Source organism: Algoriphagus lacus (assembly GCF_003583985.1).
Classification (GTDB): domain Bacteria; phylum Bacteroidota; class Bacteroidia; order Cytophagales; family Cyclobacteriaceae; genus Algoriphagus; species Algoriphagus lacus.
The window spans coordinates 1-22,665 of the sequence record NZ_QXML01000002.1 but is presented as its reverse complement, the minus strand read 5'-3'; the positions used below and the strand labels follow the sequence as shown (position 1 = coordinate 22,665).

General features: G+C 43.7%; 21 protein-coding genes. 12 read left to right on the top strand and 9 right to left on the bottom strand.

Features of this window, described 5'->3' with window-relative positions; translation table 11 throughout:
* The first annotated feature begins 9 nt into the window (after positions 1-9).
* Positions 10-426 (top strand): hypothetical protein, encoded by a 417-nt coding sequence (locus D0X99_RS04235; protein WP_119476429.1) that lies wholly within the window; start codon positions 10-12, stop codon positions 424-426.
* 37 nt (positions 427-463) lie between these two features.
* Here the strand turns inward: D0X99_RS04235 and amaB are convergent, their stop codons facing one another.
* Entirely contained in the window at positions 464-2,008 is a 1,545-nt protein-coding gene (gene amaB, locus D0X99_RS04230) for an L-piperidine-6-carboxylate dehydrogenase (RefSeq protein ID WP_119476428.1), read from the bottom strand.
* Between the two features lie 60 nt (positions 2,009-2,068).
* Positions 2,069-3,079, bottom strand: a complete 1,011-nt coding sequence (locus tag D0X99_RS04225; protein WP_119476427.1) for a DUF4421 domain-containing protein — start codon at positions 3,077-3,079, stop codon at positions 2,069-2,071.
* Between the two features lie 300 nt (positions 3,080-3,379).
* Between D0X99_RS04225 and D0X99_RS04220 the strand changes: the two genes are divergently transcribed.
* Positions 3,380-4,159, top strand: coding sequence for a glycosyltransferase family 2 protein (locus D0X99_RS04220; RefSeq protein ID WP_119476426.1), 780 nt, complete (start codon positions 3,380-3,382; stop codon positions 4,157-4,159).
* Here the strand turns inward: D0X99_RS04220 and D0X99_RS04215 are convergent, their stop codons facing one another.
* Both D0X99_RS04215 and D0X99_RS04210 read right to left on the bottom strand, forming a co-directional pair.
* Positions 4,160-4,870 carry a glycosyltransferase family A protein gene (locus tag D0X99_RS04215; RefSeq protein ID WP_119476425.1) on the bottom strand — a complete coding sequence of 237 codons (711 nt, stop codon included), beginning with the start codon at positions 4,868-4,870 and terminating at the stop codon, positions 4,160-4,162.
* A 92-nt stretch (positions 4,871-4,962) separates the two neighbouring features.
* Positions 4,963-6,165, bottom strand: coding sequence for a pyridoxal phosphate-dependent aminotransferase (locus tag D0X99_RS04210; protein WP_119476424.1), 1,203 nt, complete (start codon positions 6,163-6,165; stop codon positions 4,963-4,965).
* Positions 6,166-6,473: 308 nt separating this feature from the next.
* On the opposite strand from D0X99_RS04210, the gene D0X99_RS04205 reads away from it, so the two are divergent.
* On the top strand, positions 6,474-7,328 hold the full coding sequence (locus D0X99_RS04205) for a toxin-antitoxin system YwqK family antitoxin (RefSeq protein WP_119476423.1): 855 nt from the start codon (positions 6,474-6,476) through the stop codon (positions 7,326-7,328).
* Here D0X99_RS04205 and D0X99_RS04200 read toward each other — a convergent pair whose 3' ends face one another.
* The gene (locus D0X99_RS04200) at positions 7,329-7,856 is read right to left on the bottom strand and encodes a lipid-binding SYLF domain-containing protein (RefSeq protein ID WP_119476422.1); all 528 of its coding nucleotides are present in this window, start codon (positions 7,854-7,856) and stop codon (positions 7,329-7,331) included.
* Positions 7,857-7,868: 12 nt separating this feature from the next.
* Positions 7,869-8,225 carry a YraN family protein gene (locus D0X99_RS04195; RefSeq protein ID WP_119476421.1) on the bottom strand — a complete coding sequence of 119 codons (357 nt, stop codon included), beginning with the start codon at positions 8,223-8,225 and terminating at the stop codon, positions 7,869-7,871.
* Between the two features lie 86 nt (positions 8,226-8,311).
* On the opposite strand from D0X99_RS04195, the gene lipB reads away from it, so the two are divergent.
* From lipB to D0X99_RS04165, 6 genes are read left to right on the top strand one after another with little or no spacing between them, the layout of a single operon-like run.
* On the top strand, positions 8,312-9,034 hold the full coding sequence (gene lipB, locus D0X99_RS04190) for a lipoyl(octanoyl) transferase LipB (RefSeq protein ID WP_119476932.1): 723 nt from the start codon (positions 8,312-8,314) through the stop codon (positions 9,032-9,034).
* Positions 9,034-9,435: a hypothetical protein gene (locus D0X99_RS04185; RefSeq protein ID WP_119476420.1), complete on the top strand. Its 402-nt coding sequence runs from the start codon at positions 9,034-9,036 to the stop codon at positions 9,433-9,435. The genes lipB and D0X99_RS04185 overlap by 1 nt, the downstream gene beginning before the upstream one ends.
* A 13-nt stretch (positions 9,436-9,448) precedes the next feature.
* Positions 9,449-10,198, top strand: a complete 750-nt coding sequence (locus D0X99_RS04180; protein WP_119476419.1) for a 3'-5' exonuclease — start codon at positions 9,449-9,451, stop codon at positions 10,196-10,198.
* A 49-nt stretch (positions 10,199-10,247) separates the two neighbouring features.
* Entirely contained in the window at positions 10,248-12,449 is a 2,202-nt protein-coding gene (gene rnr / locus D0X99_RS04175; protein ID WP_119476418.1) for a ribonuclease R, read from the top strand.
* Entirely contained in the window at positions 12,412-13,398 is a 987-nt protein-coding gene (locus tag D0X99_RS04170) for a polyprenyl synthetase family protein (protein ID WP_119476417.1), read from the top strand. Before rnr ends, D0X99_RS04170 begins: the two co-directional genes overlap by 38 nt.
* A 3-nt stretch (positions 13,399-13,401) precedes the next feature.
* On the top strand, positions 13,402-14,031 hold the full coding sequence (locus D0X99_RS04165) for a rhomboid family intramembrane serine protease (protein WP_119476416.1): 630 nt from the start codon (positions 13,402-13,404) through the stop codon (positions 14,029-14,031).
* A 37-nt stretch (positions 14,032-14,068) separates the two neighbouring features.
* Here D0X99_RS04165 and D0X99_RS04160 read toward each other — a convergent pair whose 3' ends face one another.
* From D0X99_RS04160 to rplU, 3 genes are all read right to left on the bottom strand, one after another.
* Entirely contained in the window at positions 14,069-17,131 is a 3,063-nt protein-coding gene (locus D0X99_RS04160) for a WD40/YVTN/BNR-like repeat-containing protein (RefSeq protein ID WP_119476415.1), read from the bottom strand.
* Positions 17,132-17,286: 155 nt separating this feature from the next.
* Positions 17,287-17,547: a 50S ribosomal protein L27 gene (gene rpmA / locus D0X99_RS04155; RefSeq protein ID WP_119476414.1), complete on the bottom strand. Its 261-nt coding sequence runs from the start codon at positions 17,545-17,547 to the stop codon at positions 17,287-17,289.
* Between the two features lie 35 nt (positions 17,548-17,582).
* Positions 17,583-17,894, bottom strand: a complete 312-nt coding sequence (rplU, locus tag D0X99_RS04150) for a 50S ribosomal protein L21 (RefSeq protein WP_119476413.1) — start codon at positions 17,892-17,894, stop codon at positions 17,583-17,585.
* Positions 17,895-18,566: 672 nt separating this feature from the next.
* On the opposite strand from rplU, the gene D0X99_RS04145 reads away from it, so the two are divergent.
* The 3 genes from D0X99_RS04145 (at position 18,567) to D0X99_RS04135 (ending at position 22,495) form a co-directional block, all read left to right on the top strand.
* Positions 18,567-19,547, top strand: a complete 981-nt coding sequence (locus D0X99_RS04145) for a ribonucleotide-diphosphate reductase subunit beta (protein ID WP_119476412.1) — start codon at positions 18,567-18,569, stop codon at positions 19,545-19,547.
* Between the two features lie 35 nt (positions 19,548-19,582).
* On the top strand, positions 19,583-21,979 hold the full coding sequence (locus D0X99_RS04140) for a ribonucleoside-diphosphate reductase subunit alpha (RefSeq protein ID WP_119476411.1): 2,397 nt from the start codon (positions 19,583-19,585) through the stop codon (positions 21,977-21,979).
* A gap of 75 nt (positions 21,980-22,054) precedes the next feature.
* A complete protein-coding gene (locus tag D0X99_RS04135; RefSeq protein ID WP_119476410.1) occupies positions 22,055-22,495 on the top strand; it encodes a DUF1569 domain-containing protein in 441 nt (146 codons plus the stop codon).
* Positions 22,496-22,665: the final 170 nt, after the last annotated feature.

Here is a 22,665-nt window from a genome sequence, read left to right as displayed (position 1 = left end):
TGGGAACCCATGAAAAAGGCACTCATTCTTGTATCCGTAATCACTTGCTTGACATTGCAAGCCTTTGGTCAAGTTTCGGAATCAGTCGTAACCAAATCTGAGCTGATGGAAAAAAGCAAGAGACAGAAAAAAACAGGCTTCATTCTTTTAGGTGGAGGTTTGGCGACAGCAATTGGAGGAGGCATGTTGGCCTTTTCTTCTAATCCAGATTCAAGTAGTGAGGACTTGGGGGCTGGTTTATTTTTTTTAGGGGTAGGCTCGATGGTGGGCGGTCTCGTAATGTGGGTTATTTCTTCCTCTAACCAAGACCGTGCTGAGGAGCTTACTTTGGGAATCACGCCTATTGATCTACCTAAAGAAACCTATGTCGGACCTCCGGGAATACCCAGTCTGACTCTTACTATTCCACTAAAAGGCAGGAAGTAAAAAAGCCCTTCAGGTCTATTTTCCGAAGGGCTTTTGCTCAGATGTCAAACTTGATGCCTTGAGCCAAAGGCAAGGAGGTCGAGTAATTGATCGTATTCGTCTGCCTTCTCATGTAAGCTTTCCAAGAATCTGAACCGGATTCTCGGCCTCCACCGGTTTCCTTTTCACCTCCAAATGCCCCTCCGATTTCGGCTCCTGATGTCCCAATATTGACATTGGCGATACCGCAGTCCGAGCCAGCCGCTGACAGGAAAGCTTCCGCTTCCCGCATATTGGTCGTCATGATGGCGGAAGAAAGTCCCTGAGGCACGCCGTTTTGCAAGGCAATGGCCTCAGCCAAAGTTTTGTACTTGATCAGGTAAAGAATCGGAGCAAATGTCTCATGCTGGACGATTTCAAAATGGTTTTCCGCTTCATAGATCGCTGGCTTCACATAGCAGCCGGATTCAAATCCACTCCCGGTAAGCACTCCACCTTCCACTACTGCTTTTCCTCCTTCAGCTTTTACCTTCTCGATGGCAGCAAGGTAATTTTTGACTGCATCCTGGTCGATCAACGGTCCGACGTGATTTTTCTCGTCCAGCGGATTTCCAATGACAAGTTTGGTATAGGCCGCAGCCAATCTAGATTTGACTTCTTCGTAAACATTCTCCTGAATGATCAAGCGTCTCGTAGTTGTGCAGCGTTGTCCTGCAGTACCTACTGCTCCAAAAAGTGCCCCTCGAATAGCTATGTCCAAGTCTGCGTTTTCGGTAATGATGATGGCATTATTTCCACCCAACTCCAACAGCGATCTACCGAGTCTTTCGCCTACTGCTTTTCCAACCAGTTTTCCCATCCGGGTAGAACCAGTGGCGGAAACCAAAGGAACTCTGGAATCATGGGACATCAGTTCTCCAACCCGATAATCGCCGATGATCAAATTGGAAATACCTTCCGGCATTCCATGCTTGGCAAAAATTTCACCTACAATATGCTGACTGGCAATACCTGATAGGGGAGCTTTTTCCGAAGGCTTCCAAACACAAACATCTCCGCAAACCCAAGCCAGTGCAGCATTCCAAGACCACACTGCAACGGGGAAATTAAAAGCAGAAATAATCCCAACGATACCCAAAGGATGCCATTGCTCATACATCCGGTGACCGGGACGCTCGGAATGCATGGTAAGACCATACAATTGCCTGGACAGTCCAACTGCAAAATCACAGATGTCAATCATTTCCTGTACTTCCCCTAGACCCTCCTGATAGGATTTGCCCATTTCGTACGAAACGAGTTTTCCCAAATCAGCCTTGACCTCACGGAGGGCATTTCCAATTTCCCTTACAATTTCGCCTCGCTGAGGGGCAGGGACGGTTCTCCACCTTTCAAAAGCCACATGGGCCTGTGCAATGATGGCCTCGTAGGTATCGGAGTTGGCCAATTGGACTTTTGCAATGAGCTTTCCATCTGCAGGGGAAAAAGAAGAAAGGTAGGATTCCCCTGAATCCAACCAGTTTAACCCGGTTGAAGAACCGAGATTTTCGGTCTTTACACCAATTTTTTGCAGTGATTCAAGGATTCCAAATTCGTCTGTCATGGGATTATAGGAGTTACTGAAGTCCAAAGCTAAAAATAAAATACAGACCGGAACCGGAGGTTATCCCTTAATCTTATCGAGGAGTTTTACGATGTTGAATTTGGAATAGGTGTCAGTAAATTTCTTTGAGGGGGTGATTTTATACACCAAATTGATTCGGAAATTTCCCGTGTTGGCAGAGGGAGAAATATCCTGCTGCTTAGTAAGCGCCAGATTTTTGTACACATAACTTCCGTTGATGGAAATCCGATTCCCATTGTATCCTGCAAAACCTCTCAAAAAATATCCGGTCATTAACTCGACGTTTCGGGTTTCTTTGTTCTGGTCTGCCTTTGAAAACCCAAGACCCAAATTTCCGGATGCAGCGCCGGTGAGAAAAAATCCTTTCCCAAAAACCAAAGTCCCTGCAACACCTGCACTAGGCCCTACCTGGTAATAATCCGCACGGGTGTAATTTCCTGGAATCGGACCATTTTCCTCTGGAAGTATCAATTCGTCCCCACTGATTCTGACACGGTAAGCCTCAAATCCTGCCATGGGTGAAAACGCTGATTTCTTCTGGATGGCTGTTTGATGAAAAGCTGCCTCAAAGGACATTTTTTCTCCATTGAACAAATAGCTCGCACTTATCCCAAGTTTGACAGTTCGGATGTCTCTCCGAAGGTAATCCTCCCCTGTCCCGTAATAATCCTTGATTATATATCCGTTATAGAACTGCCCAAACAAGTCAATAATCCAATTATTCGGATAAATGTGAGATTGAAGGTCCAGAAATCTTGGCCATTCTTCTTGCCTATCCGGATTTATAAATGAGAAAGGAACGGCGATGTTTAAAGTGAATTTTTGAAAAGTAAAACCCACCCCCATGTTTAACCCGCTGTTGGGTTCATAGACACCCAGCAGATCGCTGTAATTGAGTTCGGTATATTTTCTGGAGAAATAATACCTCAAAATCATTTTTTCAGGTTGCTCCTCGATGTAAGTAGTGTCGATACCTTTTGACTGTGCTTTCAGTAAACCTGGTAAGAAGACCAGAAAAAAAATAAGGGAGGCGCACCACTTTAAGCTCATAAAGACATATACTTCACACAATATAAAAAAGAACCTCGACAATCGCCGAGGCTCCTTCAAAACTATCTAAGGTCGAAAAATGGACCCTTTCGAATCTCATTTTTGAAAAAGCATTTTAGAGAAAAGTTGTTAATCACCGGTTAAAAATAAAAACATGTATGAAATAAAACAAATTTATGTTTGGATTTTACAGATACAAATCGAGTCTGAATTAGCCTGAGAAGAGAATATTGAAAAATTCCGATCCAACTAAACAGAAATAAAATCTTAGTAAACTTGCAGTAAAGGCACCTCTCCCAAATGGAATCCGAGCTAGTTTCAATCGTCATCCCTTGCTACAACCAGGCTCAATACTTGGAACAAACGGTGCAATCCGCTCTCGCTTCCGATTACCGACCCTTAGAAATCCTGATCGTTAATGACGGATCCAAGGATAATTCTCTGGCTCTTGCCCAAAAATTAAGCGCTGAAAATGAGCTGATTCGGGTTATTGATCAAAAAAATTCAGGTGTTGCTTCGGCAAGGAATAAAGGAATCTCTGAAGCGAAAGGGAAATACATCCTTCCTTTGGACGGTGACGATTTGATTTCGGAAAATTACATTTCAGAAGCGATCCAAGTTGTCAAAACCAACCCGGAAGTGAAGGTCGTCTATTGTCAAGCAGTCAAGTTTGACGAGCAAAGACAAAAGCCCTGGAAGCTCAAACCCTTCAGCAGGAATCAGTTGGCTAAAGACAATATGATTTTTGTAGCCGCCCTATTTCGAAAAATGGATTGGGAAGAGGTTGGTGGTTTTTCGGAAGACATGAAGATGGGCCGAGAGGACTGGGAATTTTGGATCAAAATGCTGAAAAACGGAGGCGAAGTGGTCCAACTCCCCTTTGTGGGATTCTTTTATCGTCTCACTCCCGGCAGTAAACGCAAGAAAACCGGCACCAATCAGAAAAAGCGGGAGCGCATTGCCTACCTCAATGCAAAACATGGTGATTTTTTTGAAAGGGAACTCAAAGGTCCATTACGCTTCCAGCGCACTTGGTCCAAACCTTACAACACGCTGCTCAGGTTGTTGGGAAAACTCTGATCAAATCTTATCCAACCCCTTCCAGAACTTTAAAAAATAATACTTGATCGGGTTGGTGTATTTGAGCTGCTTCCAAGGACGACTTGCGTGTGGTCTGTGCCATACCGGCGCATTCATCAGGACAACATTTTCAAATCCCAGCTCAATGGATTTTTTGGAGATAAACGTGTCGTACCAATCCTTGGCTTCATCAAGTCCTGTAAAATCATAGCTTTTCAAAAAATCCAAGGAGAACAACGTACAGCAAAAACTCAGGCTGCGTTGGGTATAAATGATTGGGTCCTTTACTCCCTTAAATTTCAAATATGGGAAATTAACCACCCCTGCTTCATCTACGGTGACAGAACCTACCAATCCGAGCTTTGCGCTTTTGCTTCGGCTGGAAAGCAGTCTTGAGATCGTGTCGGGCTTGATCACCACATCCGATTCGACTACCAAAAGCGGCAATCCTGCTTCCAAAGCCATCTTTTGCGACAGTTGCAAAACCAGCTTGTAGTTGGGTGAGGGATGATCGGTGAGGTCCTCAATGTGGATCAGTTCATAGCCAATTTTAGATCGGTTATCCTCCAGTTTAGCTTTGGTTTCTGCGGTACTGAAATCATTGAAAATCACATGCCGAACCGGGATATCGGAATCAGCAATTGCTCTTGCCGTATCCAGGGTGGTTTCAATGGAGTTTTTAACCGGAGTAATGACAAGGACTTGAGCCATGAATAGAGATTTTGACCAAAATTATACCTTTCTGCCAAGGCAAAAAAACAGCCCCGGATTTTGCCGGGGCTTTGAAATTTATTTTTCAGTGTTTAGGCTAGTTCGCCCAATGCTTTTTTCATTCTCTTTAAGGCCTCCACCAATTCTTCGTCAGAAGCGGCATAAGACAGGCGGATGCAGTTTGGAGCACCAAACGCACTTCCTGTTACCAATGAAACATTGGCTACTGCCAGTAAATACAAGCAGAGGTCGTCTGCGTTGTTTACGGTGTACCCGTGGGCAGACTTGCCAAAGAAAGCAGTCACATCGGGAAAGAAATAGAATGCGCCCTCAGGAACGTGAGTTTTGATACCTGGAATATCCTTCAGGAGACCCATCACCAGATTACGTCTTCTCAGGTAGGCCTCAGTCATTTCTCTAGATGTAGTCTGATCACCCGCGATACCAGCCAATGCCGCTCGCTGGGCGATGCCTGTTCCACCAGAAGTGAATTGGCCCTGCATTTTTTCCACTGCTTTGGCGATTTCCAAAGGTGCACAGATATACCCAACCCTCCAGCCAGTCATGGCATATCCTTTGGAAAATCCATTCACTGTTATGGTTCTTTCAAACATACCCGGGAATGAAGCGATGCTGTAGTTTTTGCCAGCAAAATTGATCAGTTCATAGATCTCATCTGCAATCACCATCATGCGGGGATGCTTCTTCACCACTTCTGCAATGGCTTCCAGCTCTTCTTTTGAGAAAACCGAACCGGTAGGATTGCAAGGGGAGGAATAAATGACTGCTTTGGTTTTAGGCGTGATGGCCGCTTCCAACTGGGCTGCAGTGGCTTTGAAGTTGTTTTCAAGAGTTCCCTCGATCAAAACGGGCACACCGCCACACAGCTTGATGATCTCTGCATAACTCACCCAGTATGGTGAGAAAATTACCACTTCATCGCCTTCATTGATCATACACATGAACACGTTGGCGATTGAATGCTTCGCTCCGGTGGAAACCACGATGTTTTCAGCTTTTGCCTGAGCGATGTTGTTTTCTTCTCTCAGCTTTTTTGCGATGGCTTCACGTAGATCCTGATAGCCAGCTACGGGAGGATAAGCAAAATATTTTCCTTCATCGATCGCCGCTTTGGCAGCTTCCTGGATGTGTTTTGGAGTTTTGAAGTCCGGTTCACCCAAGCTGAGACTGATAATGTCAATGCCCTGAGCCTTGAGCTCTCTCGCTTTTTTTGCCATTGCGAGGGTCGCTGACTCTTCCATATTCAGGATGCGATCTGATAGAATAGAATTCATTTTTTAGGTTGATTTTTTACAAATTCCTCAAAAATAGACAGAAGATCATAAAATCTAAACAATCCCGTATAATTGATAGCGAAATCGAGCTTGAACCAGGCTAAACATAAAGGAATCATTCACTATGCTAGATTCCATCTGACCTTTAAAAACAATTTTTAATCAGAGGAAATGTCCATGAGAAATATTTCTCAAACTGGGGGAAGATTATCAAAGGCATTCCATCTGGCCTTTTAAAAACAAATAATAATCAGATGAAATGTTATTTTTGAATAAAATAGTCGGTCGTTTAGACCGTTTTTGGTTGCATGAACAGGAGGTTATCCGCTTTTCTTATTGTTTTACTTATTTCTGGCAAAATTACTTTTGCGCAGAAAAATGAGTCTGAAAAAAAATCCGATCCGGATTCCACAGGAGTGGTCAGCTCTGCCCTTTTACCTTCCGTAGCTCCATTGCTTTTATTTGATGAGGAAAAGGAAAAAGAAGAGAAAAAGGAGAAAAAGAAAAAAGCCAGGAAAAACATCTGGTTTGGGATCAAAACCCAAAAAGGCTACACCCGAAGAGACATCCGCGGACAGTATATCGTGGAATATTTCAACTACACCGATGCAGAGCGAAATCCCGATCCCTACATCCGGGATGTGTATTGGTACGACACCAAGGATAAAAGCATCAAAACCCAAGGCTTTTCGAGAGAATTGGGCTATTTGCTGCATGGCCCCTATGAGCGGATGATCAACGAAACCGTGGTGGAAAGCGGGATGTTTTATTACGGAACCAAGCATAAAACCTGGATGCTTTTTGATGACAAAAACGTCCTTCAGGACAAAAATCACTTTTCAGAAGGTTGGCCCAAAGAGTCCCGAATCACCTATTACAACACCACTTCCAAATCCATCGAAAAAATCATTCCGGTCCAATACAGTCTGGAGGAGGGGAATTACTTTCATTTCTATGAAAATCAGCAAATAGCCGTCACCGGAGAATATCAGTTTGGGGAAAAAGTAGGCCTATGGACGGAATATTGGGACACCAAGAATACAAAGGCTGTTAGAAAACGGGAAATTCAATACCAAGAAGAACCCTATACAAAAAATTTCCGCCCGTATATCCGGGCGGAATGGGATAAAGAAGGAAATCTGATTTATCGCAGGGATAATTAATTACTTCGCTCGGTATTTAAATTTCTGCCCCCCTACCGACGCTTCATACATCAAGCCGCCCTTGGTCCGGGTAAACACCGCGACTCCATCGACATATTTGGCATTTGCCGATGCCCCTGCAGCCGCTGCTACCGCAGACACTTGAGCTGACATCTCTACTTTATTTGCTTTAAATCGAACGAAAGCCTCCTCGTTTTCAAAGAAAACTACCTCACTATAGGCCTGACCTCCAGCCTGAAATCCTACCGTAACCTGTGTCATGTTGGCGAAGCCAATCAAAACTCCGCCTTCGTAAGCAGTCCCGTTTCCTGAAGCAGCGCCTACTCCAAGTCCCCCCTTGCCCACATTGGGAAGGATAATGTATCCATAGGAAGATTCAAAAAACTTACTCATACTAGGATCGTCTTTCAAAAAGCCTTCTTTTGCTTTTTCTGAATCTTTGATGATTTTCTCATCCTTTTCTTCTTTTTGGGCGAATGTCGCCGTCGTCACTAAGGCCATCAACAGGCCAAGAAATAGAGTTTTCATGCTGGTGTTTGTTTAGTAAAACGCGTCTTCAAAATGCCGGAAATTAATCGTGCCGGCTCGATCTTTATATACTCCTACGATGTCAAAACGAATATCCTTGTGCCAGTCTTTTTCATAAATATACTGATCTGCAGCCTTAACCAACAGCTTCTTTTTGGTAGAATCCACAAATTCTTCCGCAAACCCAAAACCTGTTCCGGAGCGGAATTTCACTTCCACAAAAATCAGCAATCCCCTATGCTTCATGATCAGATCAATTTCTGCATGTCCATGTCTGTAATTTGTCTCCACCAACTCAAAACCTTTAGAAATCAACCAATCAGCTGCCAATTGCTCAGCCAACCGCCCGGAATCATTATGCTCGGCCATTCATTATTTGCTTAATTTTGAAAAATTGAAGAACGCTTTGTCCTTTGGGACGGTTTAAAAGTGTATTCCCAACAAGGGGAAATCAGATGAATCAAGTTATCAATAAAACCGTAGAATTCCGAGATCTGGGCAAGATGGATTATCAGCAAGCCTGGGATTACCAGGAGGAGATTTTTGCAGAAACAGTCGCCCTGAAAATCAAAAACCGTAACCTACCTGCTAATGAACAGGCCCCGACTCCCAACTACTTGATTTTTGTAGAACATCCCCATGTATATACCCTGGGAAAAAGCGGCAAACCTGAAAATCTTCTTTTGGATGATTTGGGTCTGGAAAAACACCAAGCCAGCTATTACAAAATCAACAGAGGGGGAGACATTACCTATCATGGTCCGGGCCAATTGGTCGGATATCCAATTTTAGATCTGGATAATTTCTTCACCGATATCCACAAATACCTCCGACTACTGGAAGAGGCAATCATCCTTACTTTAGCAGACTATGGCATCGAAGCCGGTAGAATCGAAGGATTGACCGGGGTGTGGCTGGATCATTTGAAGCAGGAAAATCCCCGAAAAATCTGCGCCTTGGGTGTCAAGTCCAGTCGTTGGGTGACCATGCATGGCTTTGCATTCAATCTCAATGCAGACCTCAGCTATTTTGGCCACATCATACCCTGTGGAATTGATGACAAAGCTGTCACCTCACTTCATCTGGAACTCGGTCACCCCGTGGATGAAGCTGAAGCAAAAGCACGGGTAAAGCAACACCTCGTGGAATTATTTGAAATGGACCTCAAAGAAGTGTAATGAAGAAGGATATTGATTTTTCTCCTGTGACAGGAGTGAAACTGGCTATCGCAAAAACAGAAACTCCCAACGGTACCGAATGGGCAGTTTACATCATCAACCTCAATCTAATTGAACTGAATACAGTGATGATCACTTCCCGAGGGTACGGTATCCTGGACGGGGAGAAAAGACAAACCTCCACCCTGAGACATATGATTCAGGAATTGGGATCAGAATCCATTGCAAAAGTGGAGTCCATCGATCCTGCCTTCTTTGCATTGACCAATGAATTCTGGGTCAGTTACTACATTCTGGATCAGATTTTTGACAAAAAGTTTATATTTACTTCAGGCAGTTTTGATCCTGCAAACCTCCGGATGATTCCTGAAATCGGCCTGGAGGGAATCCTTCACAGCTAACACCTTTTAAATCATGGCGGACTTTTTAGATCAATTGGGAGACATTCTTTTTTTGGACATCGAGACAGCATCACAAACTGAAAAATTTGAAGAGCTTGATCCTCGGCTTCAGGAAGAATGGATCAAAAAAGAACGCCTCATCCGTCTGGAAAACCCCAGTGAAGTGCCTGGTTCTCTTTACTTTGATCGGGCTGGAATCCATGCCGAATTTGGTCAGGTGATCTGTGTCGGGGTGGGCTTTTTCCAATCAAAGAAGAAAGACAAAAAACTGATCTTCCGCTCCAAGATTTTTGCAGATGCTGAAGAGCGGGAACTTCTTTTGGCACTAAAAGCATTATTGGATAAGAAAAAATGGATTCTCTGCGCACACAATGGTAAGGAATTCGATTTCCCCTACCTATGCAGAAGGATGTTGATCCAGGGAATTCAACTTCCCGAACCTCTCCAGATTGCAGGAAAGAAACCTTGGGAAGTTCGTCATCTCGATACCATGGACATGTGGAAATTTGGCGACTACAAGCATTACACCAGATTGGAGCTTCTGGCTGCTGTTTTTGGCATTCCCACTTCCAAGGACGGGATCGACGGCAGTCAGGTGAATGCCACATTTTATTTGGATAAGGACCTGGAGAAAATCAAACTGTATTGTCTCCGGGATGTGGAAGTAACCGCCCGGATTTTCATGGCAATGCACCCACAGCTGGATGAACTGGAAATAGAGATCGTTCACGCAGAAGACTCAAAAAAAGATCACAAAGATTAATGTCTAAGGCATCTAAATCTTTTTACCTTAGAAAAAAGTACCCCAAATCATGGGAAGAAAATCAGACAGAAAACACTCAAAACATAAAAGCGGAGGTCATTCCAATGACGCTGCCAACTTGGCCAGACGCATCCTCCAATTTTTAGATGCCCACTATGGAGAAGAATTCAACTCCAAGCAAATCACCAAACACCTGGAAATCCGTGACTCGCTCAACAAAGGCGGTGTGGAACCAATCCTTTACCAGCTGGTAGACTCAGGAGCCGTTTCAAGAAATTCACGGAATTACTTCTCCTCTACCAAAGATCCTTCTTTCATTACGGGAACAGTGGATTATGTCAATCCAAGATTTGCATTCATCATCCCGGATGATCCGGAAGCCGTGGATGGAGACATTTTGGTCAAAGAAGCCGATCTTAAGCAAGCCTTGGACGGAGACAAAGTTCGGGTGATGGTTTTCCCACTAAAGGGAAAAACCGGACGAACCGAAGGCAGAGTCCTGGAAATCACAGAAAGAAACCGGGATGAATTTGTAGGTCGGGTGGAAATTTCCCCCCGATACGCCTTTGTGGTTCCCGATTTCAAAAAGATGCACAAGGATATCTTTGTCCATCGTGGCGACCTGATGGGTGCCGAACACAATGAAAAAGTCATCGTCAAACTCACTGAATGGCGGGAGGACGATAAAAATCCAACCGGAAAAGTAATTCGGGTTTTAGGAAAAGCCGGTTTGCATGAGGTGGAAATCCACTCCATCATGGCTGAATTCGGACTGCCATTTGAATATCCAAAAGAAGCCGATGCGGAAGCCAATGAGATTCCTGAAAAAATTTCCGAAAAAGAAATCAAAGCCCGAAAGGACTACCGGGACGTATTGACTTTCACGATTGACCCTATTGACGCCAAGGATTTTGACGATGCAATCTCCTACCGCGAACTTGAAAACGGCAATCTTGAAATCGGAGTCCATATCGCTGACGTTACCCATTATGTGAAGCCCAAAACGGCTTTGGAGAAAGAAGCCTACAACCGGGCTACATCAGTTTACCTTGTGGACCGAACGATTCCAATGCTGCCCGAAAGGCTAAGCAACGGTCTTTGCTCGCTTCGACCCAAGGAAGACAAACTGACTTTTGCCTGCGTTTTTGAAATGGATCGCAGCGCCAACGTCCTGAAGCATTGGATCGGAAGGACCATTATCCATTCGGACCGCAGATTTGCTTACGAGGAAGCACAGGAATGCATCGACACCCAATCGGGGGATTTCTACCAAGAACTGACCTTTTTGAATGAACTGGCAAAGAAGATCCGAAAGCAGCGTTTTGACAAAGGCGCAGTCAACTTCGAAACTGTCGAGGTCAAGTTCAAGCTGGACGAAGCCGGAAAACCACTTGGCCTTTTTGTCAAAGAACGAAAAGACATTCATAAGCTCATTGAGGAATTCATGCTTTTGGCCAACAAGTATGTTGCTGAATTCATTTTCAAGAAAAATCAGGGGATGGATACTTTTGTCTATCGTACCCACGACAGCCCGGATTTGGACCGGTTGGAGACATTCTCAGGTTTTGCAAAGCGCTTCGGGCATCAGATGGACGTGACCAATGTTCAGAAAATTTCATCTGCCCTGAATAAGCTCATGGATGAAATCCAGGGTAAACCTGAGCAAAACGTACTCGAGCAATTGGCCATCCGAAGTATGGCTAAGGCAAAATATACCACCGAGCCCAAAGGGCACTTCGGTTTGGCTTTTGCCCACTACACCCACTTCACTTCTCCGATCCGACGCTATCCGGACATGATGGTTCATCGCCTTCTGGAGCATTATCTCGAAGGGGGAAAATCGCCCGAAGCCCAACCCTGGGAACAAAAGTGTTTGCATTCCTCAGAGCGTGAAAAGCGTGCGGCCGATGCCGAACGAGCATCCATCAAATACAAGCAGGTGGAATTCATGTCCCTTGCAGAACAAAAAGATTACGATGGGATTGTCAGCGGAGTGACCGAGTGGGGGGTTTTCGTGGAAATCACCGAAACCAAGTGCGAGGGAATGATCCGCGTACAGGATATGGATGACGATTACTATGAGTATGATGAGCGAAATATGCGCCTGATTGGGAGCAGAAGTAAAAAAATGATCACTTTGGGAGACAAAGTGAAGGTCCGGGTAGTTAATACCGATATCGACCGACGAACCATCGATTTGGAATTTGCAGACAATGACAGAAAAAAGCCTCGTTCACGCGCTTTTAATTAAGCTTGAGGAGCACATTACTTCCCATAGTTTCGGGAAATCACCCCAAGAACTTTACGATCCCATCACCTACATCATGAGCTTGGGAGGAAAGCGGATCAGACCGCTTCTTTCCCTTTTGGCTTATGGCCTTTATGGAAAAAATCCCGAGGAAATCCTGAATCAGGCAAGTGCGGTGGAGGTTTTTCACAACTTCACGCTGATGCATGATGACATCATGGACCAGGCGCCTTTGAGAAGAGGAAAAGCCACTGTTCATGAAAAATGGAATGCCAATATTGCCATCCTTTCCGGGGATGTGATGCTGGTAAGAGCCTACGATCTGCTGCTGGGAACGAATCCAAGTTTACTTCCTGAAGTCATCCGACTTTTTAACAAAACAGCCTCTGAAGTCTGCGAAGGCCAGCAGTTTGACATGAATTTCGAAAACTTCGAGACAGTTCATGAAGACGAATACCTCAACATGATCCGTCTGAAGACTGCGGTCCTACTCGGATTTGCGCTTCAATTGGGAGCACTATTGGCGGGTGCAGAAAAGGAAGATGCTCAAAAACTGTATGACTTTGGCGTGAATATCGGTGTCGGTTTTCAATTGAAAGACGACTTGCTCGATGTCTTTGCCGATCAGGCCAAATTCGGAAAGCAAGTAGGAGGGGATATCATTTCCAACAAAAAAACTTTCCTGCTGATCAAGGCACTCGAACTGGCCAAAGGAAAAGACGCAGAGCAGCTTAATTATTGGCTTTCATTAAAGGAATTTGACAAAGAGGAAAAAGTAACGGCTGTCAAAGGTTTGTATGAAAAACTCGGAATCAAATCTCTCACCGAGGCAAAAATGAAGTCTTATTTCGACAACGGCTTTGCCCAATTGGAGGGAATCCACTCCACTGATCCTTATTACTATCAAGCGCTCTATACCGTCACCCAAGACCTAGTACACCGGGAAAAGTAAGCCATGGATTTATCATTGACGACAATCATCATCGGGATCACAGCGGTCACGAGTATTTTGGCATTTAACCGTTACGAGATGTTAGACCGCTGGATGTTTATGCCTTATCGGATTAAAAACAGAGGGCAATGGGACCGGTTCATACTTTCGGGATTTATCCACAAGGATTACATGCACCTGCTGTTCAATATGTTCACCTTTTACTTTTTCGGAGGAGTGGTGGAGATGTTTCTCAGGTACAAATTCGGAGTATTGGCAGGTGGGATTCTATTTGTTGTATTCTACCTCTTAGGAATCATCATCTCCGATATTCCGACATACAAAAAGTATCAAAAAGACAGTCATTACCGTGCTTTGGGCGCTTCTGGTGGCACAGCCGCTACTGTGTTTGCCAGTATTGTGATAATGCCGCTTTCTGACATTTGTCTCTTCGCGATCATTTGTTTGCCAGGATTTATACTTGGAGTCCTTTTCTTGATTTATTCGTATGTAAAAGGAAAAGAAGGCCAGGATAATATCAATCATGATGCTCACCTGTATGGGGCAATTTTCGGGATAATCTTTATCCTGATTCTTTCCCCATCGAGCGCAGGGATGTTTGTTGAGCAGATCAAGGATTTCAGATTATTCTAAATCAAAAGGCCTCCTGAGAATTCCGGAGGCCTTTTGATTACTTTTTGATTTCCAGTTTCGTTCGCATTTCCTCAATGTTGAGAATCCTAGAAATCTGCTCCCGCTCCAGTATTCGGAATCGGGCCAGTTGGGCATCAATCTTTTCAGTGAGTTCTTGCCTTACTTCCACCGCTCCGTCAGTAGGTCGATAGTCCCCATTTCCTACCACTGAATTCAGGTGAGCCAGTTTATTGTTCAGGCGGATTGGAAAATTGAGCGGATCCTGACCACTTCGATTTTTTGTCTGATAGAGGGTTTCCTCTATTTCCTGCATTTCGGCTTTGATCGCCTCCAGGTTTTCCGGTTTGGTTTCCAACGAATCCAGTTCACTTCGATAGGCTCGGATCAGTTTGATTGTCTCATGCGTTTCGGTGAGCTTGTTGCGAACGCCCAACAAGAAGTCGTACTGGGCTACCAAATCTTCCTGAGTGGACTCATAGCGAGGATCAGCAAGGACCTTGAAACTTTGCTCCTGAGCCTGACCATCCATAGTCATTCGGACTTTATAAATACCAGGAACCACCTTTGGACCACGAAGACTGGCTGCCCACATGATCAAGCCTTCAAATCCCACAGCATCTTCCACTCGAAGGTTCCAGTTGAATTCATTGGCCCCTTCCTTTACTTTTAGTGTGTCGCCATGGATTCCCTTTGTGGAAAAGGCTCTCAAAGGCTGATTTTTATCGTCGAAGAATTCGATTTTCAACTCGTCTTTCGGCTTTTCTTTAAGGAAATAATACACCAAAACTCCGCCTGGACGGTTGGTACCCGCAGTTGCACTTGCTCTTTTCACCCCGTCGATCCGGTAAGAATCCTGTGGCTTGTACAGGTGGAAAGCTTTGGTTTCAATTACCGGCTCGGCCTGATGCAGGACTGTCAGATCATCAATGATCCAGAACGAACGCCCTTGGGTCGCGGCGATCAGGTTGTTTTCTTTGATAGTCAAATCAGTGATCGGAACAATCGGAAGATTCAGCTGCAATGAATGCCAGCTGGCTCCATCGTCTTTGGAGTAATACATGCCTGTTTCCGTTCCTGCATAGAGCATTCCACGCTTGGCAGGATCAGCCCTGACCACTCGGGTGAAATGCTCCGAATCGATCCCTGAAACAATCTTGGTCCAAGTTTTTCCATAATCCTTGGTCTTGTACAGGTAGGGCTGATAGTTCCCGCTTTTGTAGCCGGTAGCTGCAAAGTATGCTTCAGCTGGATCAAATGGGCTCGCCTCAATGCTGTTGATTTGGAGCCATTCCGGCATATCCTTCGGGGTCACATTTTGCCAGGAAGCTCCATTGTTCTGGGTCACGTGGACTAATCCGTCATCCGAACCTGCCCAGATTACTCCTTTTTTCACAGGCGATTCTGCTCCTGTGAAAATCGTTGCATAGTATTCTACTGACGTGTTGTCTTTGGTAATCGGACCGCCAGAAGGACCTAATTTGCTTTTGTCATTTCTAGTCAAATCCGGAGAAAAAACCTCCCAGCTTTGTCCACCATTGGTAGAGCGATGGAACTGATTGCTGGCGGTATAAAGCATCTTGGGATCATGAGGAGAAAAGAATATCGGGAAATTCCATTGGAATCGGTATTTCATATCCTCTGCACCGTGTCCCATAGGATTGTTGGGATAAACATTGACGGAGCGGGAAGTCCCGGTTCGGTGATTTTCTTTGGTTAAATATCCACCATACGATCCACCATAAACAATGTCATTGTCCAAAGGATCAGGGGCAATCCAGCCGGATTCTCCCCCAGCGGTGGGTTCCCAATCATTTTCGGTGATTCCAGCACCATCATTTCGATGACGGATTCTCAGGGTAGAGTTATCCTGCTGAGCTCCATAGATTCGATACGGAAAGCTATTGTCAGTAATCACCCTATAAAACTGAGAAGTCGGCTGGTTCATCATGGTAGACCAAGTGGTCCCGCCGTCTTCAGATACCTGCGCCCCACCATCGTCTGCGATGATCATTCGCTGATTGTTCTGTGGATCGATCCAGAGATCATGGTGATCCCCGTGAGGAGCTTCAAAGTTTTTAAATGTTTTTCCTCCGTCGGTTGATTTATGGTAATCCACATTCAGGACATAAAGTGTTTCCTCATTTTGAGTATCCGCATAAATTCTGGAGTAATACCACGCCCGCTGACGGAGATTTCGGTCTTCATTCACGCGTTCCCAGGTCTGCCCCGCATCTTTGGAGGTAAAGACTCCGCCGTTTTCATTTTCGATGATGGCATAAAGTCGATTGGAATTCAAAGGCGAAACCGTAACTCCCATGATGCCCAGAATGCCTTTTGGAAAAGTTTCTTTTACAGAAAGCTCGTCCCAGGTTTTTCCTCCATCGGAAGATTTGAACATTTTGGAGCCAGGGCCACCACTCTCTAAACTGTAAGGTGTGCGTTTAATTTCCCAAGTAGTGGCATAAAGCACTTCGGGATTATTCGGATCCAAAACTAAATCCACAGCACCGGCCACATCGCTCACAAAGAGGACTTTTTCCCAAGATTTTCCTCCATCGATGGATTTGAAAACTCCCCGAGTAGCATCCGGCTTAAAAATATCACCCAATACAGCAGCATAAACCACATCAGGATTACTTGGATGAATACGAAGCCGGGATATAAACCGGCTTTTATCCAATCCTGCTCTAGCCCAAGTCTTACCTGCATCAGTACTTTTCCAAACCCCATAACCAAAAGAAACATTGCCTCGCACTGTTTTTTCACCTCCTCCGGCATAGACCACCGAGGTGTCACTTTCGGCTACAGCAACAGCGCCCATGGAGCCTCCAAAAAATCCATCAGAAACAGATTTCCAGGTCTTACCTGAGTCAAGGGTTTTCCAGATTCCACCACCTGTGGAAGCAAAGTAATAGGTGTGGTCGCTGCCCTTTACTCCGGTGACTCCATCAGCACGGCCACCACGGAAAGGGCCGACTAAACGCCATTGGACGGCATCATATACTTTAGGATCGGGGACTTGCTGGGCAAACAGGAGATTCCCTGTCAAAAGCAAGGTCAGAATTGCTCCTGAAATCGCGAATCGTAGAATTCTTTTCATTGAATTATTTCTGGTTGGTAGATATTCAAGATAGAAATTAGAGGTATGGAATTGAATTTTCGTAGAAAAAATGATCAAAGGTGATAAATCGACAATCAAGGCAAAAAAAAAGCCTCTTCCGAGGAAGAGGCTTTGAAGTTTTAAGCAAGTAGCAATTAAGCCAGAGAAGGCAATACGCTTACATAAGATCTACCGTCAGCTTTGGTTTTGAAAGTCACAACACCGTCAGACAATGCAAACAGTGTATGATCTTTACCAACTCCTACGTTGAGGCCAGCATGATGCTTAGTCCCTCTTTGTCTTACTATGATATTGCCGGCGATTACATTTTCACCACCGAATTTTTTCACGCCCAATCTTTTGGAATGTGATTCTCTACCGTTTTTGGAACTACCTACACCTTTTTTGTGTGCCATGGTTTTATACGTTTATGTCTTCTTTTGGAGAAAACTTAGAGTGTGATATTTTCGATCAAAACTTTGGTGAAATCTTGTCTGTGACCATTCTTCTTCTTGTAGCCTTTTCTTCGCTTCTTTTTGAAGACAATCACTTTATCACCTTTTACATGATCCAGGATTTTCCCGGATACCTTGGCTCCAGCTACTGTTGGAGCGCCTACAGACACAGTGCCATTGGCTTCTGCCAATAAGACCTGGTCAAATTCCACGGAAGCGCCAGCCTCACCGTCCAGCTTTGGAGCATAGACGTACTGATCTTTTGTTACTTTGAACTGCTTTCCTGCGATGTTTACAATAGCGTACATGAGTATTGATTCTTTGTCGAAATCGGAGTGCAAATATAAGAAAGGGATTTTGAAGAAAAAAACATTCTCCAAAAATCAGAACTGACATTCCATAGTGGATCGGGCAACTTTTAATTCAAAGCCAAAACGGATCAAATTCAGAAACCCTATACTTGAAAATTGAAAATCATATATTCATACATTTCCTGTTTAATTTCAGTATCCATTTTGAATCTCGCGTAGTCAACTAATTCTAAATTTGTGCCAGCATCATTAAGTTCTTTTTCCTCTAGTAAGCAGTCTTTTCGGATAAGAATCTGTTTTTCAGTCATTCATACAAAGAAAGAAAAAGAAAATTTCCTGACCGTTGGTCAAAAATGAAGTCAGTTTTGATTGTGGAAAACTTTTTTAGAAATGTTGAAAATTATTCCAAAGCCTCAAAACAGGCAAAATGATGCATGTTTTACTTCACATTAAATATTATTTATTATTGATTTATAGCTATTTATCAATTTTTCGACCTTAGGTCAAAAATGTATCTAAAGTGCTACTTCAGGGATTTTTTTTTCACTTTTTGCTTTACATATTTGTTCAAAGGCTGTTCTAAAGAGGCAGCCTTTGCTATCCCCGGCCCTTATTGAGGAAAATTAAGCCTCAAACCATTTTAAGAACTTATTAATACTAGAGAGCAAGATGCAGAAAGAACCCATTTTAGAAGAGAACAAAAATCGCTTTGTGCTTTTTCCGATTCAGCACACCGACATCTGGCAATACTATAAAAAAGCCGAAGCGAGTTTTTGGACAGCAGAGGAGATTGATTTGAGCCAGGATTTGACAGACTGGAAAAATCTGAATGATGGAGAACGACATTTTATCTCTCACGTCTTGGCATTTTTTGCCGCAAGCGACGGGATAGTAAATGAAAATCTTGCGGAACATTTTGTTGCAGAAGTCCAATACACAGAAGCGAAGTTTTTCTACGGTTTTCAGATTGCTATGGAAAACATCCATTCTGAAACTTACTCCTTGCTTATCGATACTTACATCAAAGATTCTGTCGAAAGAGATCGACTCTTGAATGCAATCGAACATATCGAATGCGTAAAGAGAAAAGCTGACTGGGCACTCCGTTGGATTAATAACGGAAACTTCCAAGAACGTCTGATTGCTTTTGCAGCTGTTGAAGGAATTTTCTTCTCCGGATCCTTCTGCTCCATTTTCTGGTTGAAGAAAAGAGGACTGATGCCTGGACTTACTTTTTCAAATGAATTGATTTCCCGTGATGAAGGGCTTCACTGTGATTTCGCTTGTCACTTGTACACCAAACACGTTGTAAATCCACTTCCAAAAGAAACCGTCCGCGAGATCATCATGGACGCCGTAGCTATAGAAAAAGAATTCGTAACCGACGCCCTCCCAGTAAGATTGATTGGAATGAACTCAGACTTGATGTGTCAATATATTGAGTTTGTAGCAGATCGACTACTTATGGAATTAGGCTGCGAAAAGGTATGGAACAGTACCAATCCATTTGATTTCATGGACATGATTTCCCTTCAGGGTAAAACCAACTTCTTTGAGAAAAGAGTAGGAGATTATCAAAAAGCCGGCGTCATGAAATCTACCGAAGTATCTGAATCAACCTCCAGATTCTCAATTGAAGAGGATTTTTAATCAACCACTTTTCCACCAACCAAAATCACCTGAGTATGCTTGTAATCAAACGCGACGGAAGAAGAGAATCAGTAAGATTCGACAAAATCACAGCACGAATTGAAAACCTGTGCTATGAATTGGACCCAAAATTTATCCAACCCATTGAGGTTGCGAAGAAAGTAATTGACGGTCTTTATGATGGGGTTTCAACGGCTGAGTTGGATAATCTAGCAGCAGAAGTTTGCGCTTCTTTGACTGTAAGACATCCGGATTATGCCATCCTTGCTGCACGAATTGCAATTTCAAATCTTCATAAAACTACCAGCCAGTCTTTTTCCAATACTATGAAAAGGCTGTACACCTATGTCAATCCAAAAACAGGTGAAAATGCCCAACTGATCGATACCGAGGTTTACGGTATCATCAAAAGACATGCAGCCAAACTGGATGAGGCGATCGATTACAAGCGGGACTTTGGATACGATTACTTTGGCTATAAGACCCTTGAAAAGAGTTATTTGATCCGATTGGATGGGAAGGTTGTAGAACGCCCACAGCACATGCTGATGAGGGTTGCTGTAGGAATTCACCGTGAAGATCTTGATTCGGTAATTGAGACTTACAATCTCCTGTCTGAGCGTTGGTTTACCCATGCTACACCAACCTTATTTAATGCAGGTACACCTAAGCCTCAGCTTTCATCCTGCTTCCTTCTGACAATGAAAGATGACAGCATTGACGGGATTTACGACACCCTGAAACAATGTGCCAAGATCTCCCAATCTGCCGGAGGCATTGGACTTTCAATTCACCATGTAAGAGCGAAAGGAAGCTACATTAAAGGGACCAATGGAGTTTCCAACGGGATTGTACCAATGTTGAGAAACTTTGACATGACTGCACGTTATGTCGATCAAGGAGGTGGAAAAAGAAAAGGAAGCTTCGCAATTTATTTGGAGCCATGGCATGCAGATATCAAGGATTTCCTTGAGTTAAAAAGAAACCATGGAAAAGAGGAAATGCGTGCAAGAGACTTGTTCTACGCACTTTGGATTCCTGACCTTTTCATGAAGCGAGTTGAGCAAAACGAAGAATGGTCCTTGTTCTGTCCAAATGAAGCTCCCGGTCTTTCCGATTGTCATGGGGAAGAATTTGAGCGCCTCTATGAAAAATATGAGCGTGAAGGCAGAGCTCGGGAAACGATAAAGGCTCAGGAGCTTTGGTTTGAAGTTTTGGAATCTCAAATCGAGACAGGAACGCCTTACATGCTCTACAAAGACGCAGCAAACGGAAAATCCAACCAGAAAAATCTGGGCACAATCAAGTCGTCCAACCTTTGTACAGAAATTATTGAATATACTGCTCCGGATGAGGTTGCAGTATGTAATTTGGCTTCAATTGCATTACCAAAATTTGTTACGGAAGGTCCAAATGGAAAGCTTATTTTCGATCATAATAAGCTTTACGAAATCACCAAAGTTGCTACTAAGAACCTCAATAAGGTAATCGATATCAACTATTATCCGGTAGAAGAAGCCCGCAGATCGAACTTCAGACATCGTCCGATTGGTTTGGGTATCCAAGGTTTGGCAGATGCCTTTATAATGCTGAGAATGCCGTTTGACTCGGCCGAAGCAAGAGGTCTTAACGAGGATATTTTTGAGACCATTTATTATGCCGCTGTAGAGACCTCCATGGAATTGGCCAAGACCCAAGGTCCATACGAAACCTATGAAGGAAGTCCGGCATCCAAAGGAATTCTTCAGTTTGACATGTGGGGAGTAACTCCCAAGTCTGGAAGATGGAACTGGAATGAGCTGAAGGATAAAGTGAAAAAATATGGAATGAGAAACTCACTGCTTGTGGCTCCTATGCCAACTGCCTCTACTTCTCAAATCCTCGGCAACAACGAATGTTTCGAACCTTACACTTCTAACCTTTACACTAGAAGAACTCTTTCAGGGGAATTTATTATGGTTAATAAGCACCTGATGAAAGATCTGATCAATTTGGGGCTTTGGAATGATAACATGAGAAATCGCCTGATTTCGACCAATGGATCTGTTCAGAATGTGCCTGGAATACCTCAAAACATTAAGGATATCTATAAGACTGTTTGGGAGATTTCACAGAAGGTAATCATTGATATGGCTGCTGACCGTGGTGCTTACATCTGCCAGTCACAAAGCATGAATATCTTCATGCAGGATCCAAACTTTGGAAAGTTGACTTCTATGCATTTCTATGCCTGGAAAAAAGGTCTCAAAACCGGTATGTACTACCTAAGGTCCCAAGCAGCTACCGCAGCGATCAAATTCACTCTTGACAAATCCGCTTTGGAACCTAAAGTAGAAAAGGCGATTGAGCCAGAAAATACAAAATCACAAAAGCAAGATGCCATTGCATGCTCTCTGGATAATCCAGAAGGATGTGAAATGTGCGGAAGCTAAAATCTAGAGTTCGTAAAATGGGAAAAGGCGTTTGATGGTATCAAGCGCTTTTTTTGTCTTTAAATAACCAAAACAATGGAAAAAGAAACAATAGAAAGAAGAATTGATAAACTAAAAGAGAGCACGCCAGCAAATTTTGGAATCATGACTCCACAGCATATGATTGAACACTTAACAATCACTGTCCGGATTTCATATGGAAAAATTAAACTCAATGATTTTGAACCAAACGAAAAACAGCTTGCTCAAAAACATGCCCTAATTTATACAGATATTGAGTTCCCGAAGGGAATAAAAGCACCTGGACTTGAAGAAAACCTATTAGCCCTCAGATATCCTAACCTAGAAACAGCCAAATCAGAATTACTAAAAAGCATAGAGGACTACAACTTCCACTTCACTCAGGAACCAAATGATAAAACGACCCATCCAAGATTTGGGAAATTGACACACGAGGAATGGGAAAGGTTTCATCGAAAACACTTCGACCATCATTTAAGCCAATTTGAATTATAAAATGAAAAAAGCCTGTCAGGATTGACAGGCTTTTTTCATTTCCCGAGCAAACAATTTGAAAGGTATAAAACGCAAAAAACCCAGCTTTATGAGCTGGGTTTTGAATAATGTGGCGGCGACCTACTCTCCCGGGTGTAACCCCAGTACCATCGGCGCTGCAGGGCTTAACT

Excerpts from the sequence above, each read along its gene's own strand:
- D0X99_RS04215 (WP_119476425.1), bottom strand. The coding sequence starts at position 4,870 with ATGGCTCAAGTCCTTGTCATTACTCCGGTTAAAAACTCCATTGAAACC.
- D0X99_RS04165 (WP_119476416.1), top strand. The coding sequence starts at position 13,402 with ATGGATTTATCATTGACGACAATCATCATCGGGATCACAGCGGTCACG.
- D0X99_RS04205 (WP_119476423.1), top strand. The coding sequence starts at position 6,474 with ATGAACAGGAGGTTATCCGCTTTTCTTATTGTTTTACTTATTTCTGGC.
- D0X99_RS04185 (WP_119476420.1), top strand. The coding sequence starts at position 9,034 with ATGAAGAAGGATATTGATTTTTCTCCTGTGACAGGAGTGAAACTGGCT.
- D0X99_RS04235 (WP_119476429.1), top strand. The coding sequence starts at position 10 with ATGAAAAAGGCACTCATTCTTGTATCCGTAATCACTTGCTTGACATTG.
- D0X99_RS04135 (WP_119476410.1), top strand. The coding sequence starts at position 22,055 with ATGGAAAAAGAAACAATAGAAAGAAGAATTGATAAACTAAAAGAGAGC.
- rplU (WP_119476413.1), bottom strand. The coding sequence starts at position 17,894 with ATGTACGCTATTGTAAACATCGCAGGAAAGCAGTTCAAAGTAACAAAA.
- D0X99_RS04145 (WP_119476412.1), top strand. The coding sequence starts at position 18,567 with ATGCAGAAAGAACCCATTTTAGAAGAGAACAAAAATCGCTTTGTGCTT.
- D0X99_RS04220 (WP_119476426.1), top strand. The coding sequence starts at position 3,380 with ATGGAATCCGAGCTAGTTTCAATCGTCATCCCTTGCTACAACCAGGCT.
- D0X99_RS04225 (WP_119476427.1), bottom strand. The coding sequence starts at position 3,079 with ATGAGCTTAAAGTGGTGCGCCTCCCTTATTTTTTTTCTGGTCTTCTTA.
- lipB (WP_119476932.1), top strand. The coding sequence starts at position 8,312 with ATGAATCAAGTTATCAATAAAACCGTAGAATTCCGAGATCTGGGCAAG.
- D0X99_RS04160 (WP_119476415.1), bottom strand. The coding sequence starts at position 17,131 with ATGAAAAGAATTCTACGATTCGCGATTTCAGGAGCAATTCTGACCTTG.
- rpmA (WP_119476414.1), bottom strand. The coding sequence starts at position 17,547 with ATGGCACACAAAAAAGGTGTAGGTAGTTCCAAAAACGGTAGAGAATCA.
- amaB (WP_119476428.1), bottom strand. The coding sequence starts at position 2,008 with ATGACAGACGAATTTGGAATCCTTGAATCACTGCAAAAAATTGGTGTA.
- D0X99_RS04140 (WP_119476411.1), top strand. The coding sequence starts at position 19,583 with ATGCTTGTAATCAAACGCGACGGAAGAAGAGAATCAGTAAGATTCGAC.
- D0X99_RS04195 (WP_119476421.1), bottom strand. The coding sequence starts at position 8,225 with ATGGCCGAGCATAATGATTCCGGGCGGTTGGCTGAGCAATTGGCAGCT.
- D0X99_RS04170 (WP_119476417.1), top strand. The coding sequence starts at position 12,412 with ATGACAGAAAAAAGCCTCGTTCACGCGCTTTTAATTAAGCTTGAGGAG.
- D0X99_RS04180 (WP_119476419.1), top strand. The coding sequence starts at position 9,449 with ATGGCGGACTTTTTAGATCAATTGGGAGACATTCTTTTTTTGGACATC.
- D0X99_RS04200 (WP_119476422.1), bottom strand. The coding sequence starts at position 7,856 with ATGAAAACTCTATTTCTTGGCCTGTTGATGGCCTTAGTGACGACGGCG.
- rnr (WP_119476418.1), top strand. The coding sequence starts at position 10,248 with ATGGGAAGAAAATCAGACAGAAAACACTCAAAACATAAAAGCGGAGGT.
- D0X99_RS04210 (WP_119476424.1), bottom strand. The coding sequence starts at position 6,165 with ATGAATTCTATTCTATCAGATCGCATCCTGAATATGGAAGAGTCAGCG.